At 70.9% G+C, this 5,644-nt stretch carries 8 protein-coding genes; 2 read left to right on the top strand and 6 right to left on the bottom strand.

What is annotated here, in order from left to right; genetic code table 11:
• Positions 1 to 273, top strand: a 273-nt coding sequence (locus MXD58_RS18660; protein WP_250609643.1) for a response regulator transcription factor, incomplete at its 5' end; no start/stop codon positions are given.
• Between the two features lie 36 nt (positions 274 to 309).
• On the opposite strand, the gene MXD58_RS18655 is transcribed toward MXD58_RS18660, so the two are convergent.
• The 5 genes from MXD58_RS18655 to MXD58_RS18635 form a co-directional block, all read right to left on the bottom strand.
• Positions 310 to 501 (bottom strand): hypothetical protein, encoded by a 192-nt coding sequence (locus MXD58_RS18655; RefSeq protein WP_248839803.1) that lies wholly within the window; start codon positions 499 to 501, stop codon positions 310 to 312.
• A gap of 5 nt (positions 502 to 506) precedes the next feature.
• Positions 507 to 866 (bottom strand): thiolase C-terminal domain-containing protein, encoded by a 360-nt coding sequence (locus MXD58_RS31735; RefSeq protein WP_248839802.1) that lies wholly within the window; start codon positions 864 to 866, stop codon positions 507 to 509.
• Positions 867 to 912: 46 nt separating this feature from the next.
• Positions 913 to 1,104, bottom strand: a complete 192-nt coding sequence (locus MXD58_RS31730) for a hypothetical protein (RefSeq protein ID WP_248839801.1) — start codon at positions 1,102 to 1,104, stop codon at positions 913 to 915.
• On the bottom strand, positions 1,101 to 1,985 hold the full coding sequence (locus MXD58_RS18640; protein WP_248839800.1) for a CoA transferase: 885 nt from the start codon (positions 1,983 to 1,985) through the stop codon (positions 1,101 to 1,103). The genes MXD58_RS31730 and MXD58_RS18640 overlap by 4 nt, the downstream gene beginning before the upstream one ends.
• 135 nt (positions 1,986 to 2,120) lie before the next feature.
• Positions 2,121 to 3,707 (bottom strand): MFS transporter, encoded by a 1,587-nt coding sequence (locus MXD58_RS18635; protein WP_248839799.1) that lies wholly within the window; start codon positions 3,705 to 3,707, stop codon positions 2,121 to 2,123.
• Between the two features lie 66 nt (positions 3,708 to 3,773).
• Between MXD58_RS18635 and MXD58_RS18630 the strand changes: the two genes are divergently transcribed.
• Complete coding sequence (locus MXD58_RS18630; RefSeq protein ID WP_248839798.1) at positions 3,774 to 4,280, top strand: MarR family winged helix-turn-helix transcriptional regulator; 507 nt, start codon at positions 3,774 to 3,776, stop codon at positions 4,278 to 4,280.
• A gap of 21 nt (positions 4,281 to 4,301) precedes the next feature.
• Here MXD58_RS18630 and MXD58_RS18625 read toward each other — a convergent pair whose 3' ends face one another.
• Positions 4,302 to 5,216 (bottom strand): COG4705 family protein, encoded by a 915-nt coding sequence (locus MXD58_RS18625; protein ID WP_248839797.1) that lies wholly within the window; start codon positions 5,214 to 5,216, stop codon positions 4,302 to 4,304.
• Positions 5,217 to 5,644: the final 428 nt, after the last annotated feature.

The following is a 5,644-nucleotide window of genomic DNA, read 5'->3' as shown; positions in this document are numbered from 1 at the left end:
GCGTCGCCGTCGGCCGGCCCGGACGCGGCGCCGCCCGTCGACCGGCGCCTGGCCCGGCTCACCGAGCGCGAGCGGGACGTGCTGAACGAGGTGGCCGCCGGCCTGTCCAACGCGGAGATCGCGGCCCGGCTCGTGCTCTCGGAGGCGACGGTGAAGACCCATGTCGGGCGGATCCTGGCCAAGCTCGACCTGCGGGACCGCGTGCAGGCGGTCGTCTTCGCCTATGAGACCGGTGTGGTCCGTCCGTCGGACAACCCGCCGCGGCTGGACTGAGCGCGGGCCGCTGCGGCGGGCGGATCGCGGCGCGCGTCAGTCCGCGGAATCGGCCGAGGTCAGTCGGTGGGGCAGCGCACTGAACCGGAACTCCCAGACGGCGGCGGTCTGGGTGAGAACACCACGGCGGTGTGCGTCGGCGAGAAAGCCGGGAAGGTCGAAGGGCAGCCGGTGGACGGCACGCAGCCAGCACCGGGCGATGACGAACGCGCCCCACGGCGAGGACACGAAGGTCAGTCCACGTCCCGGCCGAGCAGCACCACGGCGGTGAACAGCGCGCCGGCGCCGCCACCCGTGCACAGGGCGACCCGCGCGGCCGGCACCTGCAGCGGCCCGCAGGCGCCGCGCAGTTGCTGCACCCCGCGGATGGCGCGCTGGAGCATCTGCGGGGACGCGCCGGCGTGGCTGAACGACATCGTGCCGCCGTCGGTGGTCACCGGGTGGCTGCCGCCGAGGGCGATCTGGCCGTCCTCGACGAACGGGCCGCCCTCGCCGGGGCCGCAGAACCCGAACGCCTCCAGCTGACGGATGATGACGATCAGCGCCACGTCGGCCTGGCCCGTCTCGATCGCCGCGGCTGCCTCCAGCACCATCGACAGGCCGAACTGGCTGCCCTGCCAGCAGGGGCCGAGACCGAGGTCATAGATCAGCGCCGCGCCCTCCCCAGCCGGCGGACAGCCCGTCGACGGCGTCGAGCGCCAGCCCGGCGTCGGCGAGAACCCCGTCGACCGCGTCGAGCACCAGCGTGCGGGACGTCTCCCCGGGCAGCCGGCGGGCCTGCACGGTGTTGTGGACGCCGACGATCGTCGCGGCTCTGGGGCGGCGCGTCATGGTTGTCCTTCGGGGGCGTCGTCGTAGTCGTGCAGCGGCGGCGGGCCGGCCACCGGTGGGCGCGGCTCGGTGGGTCGTTCGGTCAGCTCGTCGCGCAGCTGGGTCAGGTTCGCCTCGTCGATCCGGTCGTGGGCGCGGCGGCGACCGTCCGGCGTCCGCCGCGCCGGCTCGGCGGCGAGGTCCGGACGGGCGAGCAGCGCGCACAGCCGGTCCCAGTCCGCGGCGCCGGTGACGGCGATCGCCACCCAGCGGTCCGGCCCGGCGCAGCGGTAGACGCCCTGCGGCGCGGCGAGGGGCCCCCGGTTGCCGTCCCGGGCGAGTTCGGCGCCGTTCGCCGTCCGCTCGATGGTGAGCTCGGCGGCCACGTTGAGCACCGCCTCGACCATCGTCGCCTCGACGAGCGTGCCGGCGCCGGTGCGGTCCCGCAGCGCGAGCGCGACCAGCGTCGCGAACGCGGCGTGCAGGCCGGCGATCGGGTCGCAGGCGCCGCGGGGGATCAGCGGCGGGCCGTCCGCGGTGCCGGTGAGCCAGGCCATCCCGCTGGCCTGTTCCATCGTCTGGGCGAAGCCGGTGCGGTCCCGCCACGGGCCGTCCAGGCCGAAGGCCGGCATCCGGGTGAGGACCGCGGCCGGGTTCGCCGCGTGCACGGCGTCCCAGCCCAGGCCCAGGTTCGCCAGCACCCGGGGGGAGAAGTTCTCGATGACGACGTCGCTGCCGGCGACCAGGGCGCGGCCTAGCTCGACGCCCTGCGGCCTGGTCAGCTCCAGGCTGACCCCGCGCTTGTTGGGGTTGGTCGCGAGGAACATCACCCCCCACTCCCACCAGCGGTCCTCCGACGGCGGCTTGCCACCGGAGAAACGCATCCCGTCCGGGCGGGACACCCCTCGACCTTGATCACATCGGCGCCGAGCGAGCCGAGCACCAACGTCGCCGACGGGCACGACGATGGCGAGGGCTGCGGTGACATCTCGTCACCACAGCCCTCGCCGAAGTCGGTACGGGTCGGCCCTCGTCGATCAGTCGTTCGCGGGCTGGCTCTCCATGGAGTCGATCGGCTGCGTGGCCGGGGCCGGGATAGCGGCGACGTCGACATCGGCCGGCATACCGGCAACCACGGCGTCCACCAGTTCGGGAGCGGTCGCCGCCGGCTCGTGGGCGGCGGCCGCGGCGAGTTGGCTGGGACGCAGTACGAGCAGGGCGATGATCAGGGCGACCACGACGCAGCCGGCGCCCACGAGCCCGCCGAGGCGATAACCGTCGGCGAGTGATTGCACCGGGTCGTGCCCGGACCGGATCAGACCGTTCGTCCGGTTCGCGGACAGCGTGGCGAGCACGGCGAGGCCGACGGCACCCGCGATCTGCATCGACACGTTCACCACGCCGGAGGCGAGCCCGGCCTCCTCGGCGGGAACGTTCTTCATCGCGATGACCAGCAGCGGCATGAACGACAGGCCCGCGCCGACACCGACGCCGATCAGCGAGAGGAACAGCCAGGGGAAGTAGCTCGCGTTGGTGTCGCCGTTGGTCCAGGCGAGCAGGCCAAGTCCGACGATCATGATGATCAGGCCGACGATGAGCAGCCGGAACGGCCCGAACCGGCCCATCAGACGAGTGGTGACACCGGACGACAGCGCGGCGATCACGAGGGTCTGGGGGAGGAAGGCCATTCCCGTCTTGATCGAGCCGTAGTGGAGGACCTCCTCCAGGAACAGCGACCCGAAGAAGAACACGCCGTAGAGACCGGCGATCACGCTCGCCCGCACGGCCGCGGACCCGATGAGGGAGCGCTCCCGCAGGATGCGCAGCGGCACGATGGGGTTGCGCACCCGGCTCTCCCAGCCGAAGAACGCGGCGAGCAGCACGGCGGCCACGCCGAGCGTGCCGAGGGTGCGCCCGGACGCCCAGCCGTGCCCGGACGCGCTGACGATCCCGTCGATGCCGATGAGGGCGGCGGCCGTGACGAGCACCGAGCCGACGATGTCCACACCGCCGCCGGCACCGCTACCCGGCTGGGCTGGGAGTAGCCGCAACCCCGCGACCAGCGTGACAATACCGATCGGGATGTTGATAGCGAAGATCCAGTGCCAGCTCAGGGCCTCCGTGAGAACACCGCCGAGCAGCAGTCCGATCGAGCCGCCGCCGACGGTGATGAGCAGGTAGAAGCTCATCGCTCGGGCCCGTTCCTCGGCCTGCGGGAAGTCGGCCACGATGAAGGCGAGCACGGCCGCCGAGGCGAGCGCGCCGCCGACGCCCTGGGCGAAGCGGGCGGCGATGAGCACGGTCTCGCTGCCGGCGAAACCACAGCCCGCCGAGGCCACCGTGAAGATGGCCAGGCCAGCCAGGAAGATCGGCTTGCGGCCGAACAGGTCGCCGAGCCGGCCCGCGACCAGCAGCAGGCTGCCGTAGCTGATGAGGTAGCCGTTGATGACCCAGGTCAGGTTCGCCTGGCTGATGCTCAGATCCTTCTGGATCACCGGCAGCGCCACGTTCACCACGCTGCTGTCGAGGATGACCATCAGCTGGGCGACGAGCACCACGAGAAGGGCCAGCCACCGACGGGTCGACGTGGTCGACGGGCCGGCCACGATATCGACATTGCTCATGGATAGTCACTGTAGCAGTGACTATCTTCTTGCCAACCCATCGTGTGCGCGGTACTGTTGATGATCATGACTGCTCCACCCGACTCAGCCGGTCTGGCGAGCGCTGCTGGTCTGGCCAGCATTGCCGGTCTGACCGGCTACGGAGCCGTCGCGAGCGACGCCGGGACCCTCGTCCTGCTGACCCGCCTGACCCGTCGCGTCTACCGCGAAGCGGGCGAACGGGTTCTCGGTATGCCACTGAAGTGCTTCGTCCTGCTCAACCACGTCCGCGAGGACGGCGGCGTCCCGCAGCGGACGCTGTCCGAGATGCTGTGCATCGACGCGAACAACACGGTCCTGCTGCTCAACATGGCCGAACGCGCCGGCTGGGTGGAACGCCGACGCGATCAGAGCGACCGCCGACGCCACCTCGTGCACCGAACCCCCGCGGGCACCGCCGCGCTGCGCGGCGCCGAGCGGGCGATGGACAACGTCGAGGACCGGGTTCTCGACCGCCTTGCCCCGGCGGACCGGCGCATGCTGCACGTCCTGCTCGGCCTCGCGCTCGCCGGCGATGAGGATCACGCCGGCTGATCACGGGCGCGCTCGCCGACCTCAGGACGCCTCGACCACCACGGCTGTGGAGTCGACCGGGGAGCCTGCGGGGTGCGGCCCGCGCCGTTGTCGCCCGGTCCGCTCCTGTCGGAGGTAGGCGTAGCCGACGAAGCCGAGCAGCAGGGCGAGCAGAGCCACGGAGGAACCCGCGGTGCCGAGCTGCAGGCCCCCCTTGGCGACCGGCTTCGTGAGCAGGTCGCCAACGGTGGCGCCCAGCGGGCGGGTCAGCACGAAGGCCAGCCAGAACAGCAGCACGTTGGGCACCTGCGGCAGGTATCGCAGGGTGAGCAGTACGCCGAGCGCGGCCGCGATGACCAGCGCACCGGCGGCGTATCCGAGCCCGGAGCTGTCGGAGAGAAAATCACCCATCGAGGTGCCGAGGGTGTTCGACACCAGGATCGCCGACCAGAACAGGCATTCACCGCGGAATGTGTTGATGTGTCCGATCGAGAAGGTGAGCCGGGTCAGTTTCCAGGTGCCGAAGATGGCCACCAGGATAGATATCAGGATCGCCGCGCCGACGGGATAGCCGAGGCCGAGTCCCTGCGGGCCCAGCCCGAGGGAATCGGCACCGTCGGCCAGGTACCTCGAGCTGGCATCACGATTCATGAAGTCGGACATCGTGGTGCCGGCTGTACTGGTCGAGAGAATGACGGCCCAGTAGCAGAAAGGGTTGTAGTGCCGCGACCGTAGCTGGATCGCCAGGGTGACGACGAAGACGGCGAAGAGCGCGACCGTCGTCATGAAGTATCCGATTTTTAGGGTTTGGGCGAACAGGTCGCCGGCGGTCTCGCCCAGGGTCGTAGCGGCGACCTTCATGATCCAGAACGCCAGCGTGACCGCCGGCAGCTTCTGCTGGGTATAGCGGCCACCGCGGGCGGTGAATGACCCAGCGACGACCCCGTTTTCGGCCATTCCGAACTCCTCCTGCTGGGTGGAAGCTGTCGGGCGAATCCTTTCGTGCACCGTAGGGACGGCTTGATGAAAGAACAATGTGAAGGGGGTGCGGAAGTGCGCACACCGGTAACGGCTGTCGATTTCTGGAGGTAGGTGAACACTGTCGGACCGGTGGCTTCCAAGGACGGGACAAGTCCGGTGCAAGCGCGGGTCGCGGCAGGCCAAGGGGGTGCCAAGCGGCCGGGGCCACGGTGGGTGTCGTTCGAAGCCCGTCAATCCAGGGAGCCCGTCGTGTCCACTCTCGCCCCCGAGCCCACCACCCTCGACCGCGCTCTCGCCGAGCTCGCCGGCCGACTCGCCGGCGAGGTCCTGCTGCCCGGCACCGATGCCTACGCGGCCACCGCCAGGCCGTGGAACGTCGCCGCCGCCTCGGCGCCGGTCGCGGT

Source organism: Frankia sp. AgKG'84/4, from assembly GCF_023242965.2.
GTDB lineage: Bacteria > Actinomycetota > Actinomycetes > Frankiales > Frankiaceae > Frankia.
The sequence above is the reverse complement of the archived record's forward strand: the minus strand, read 5'-3'. Positions and strand labels throughout refer to the sequence as shown.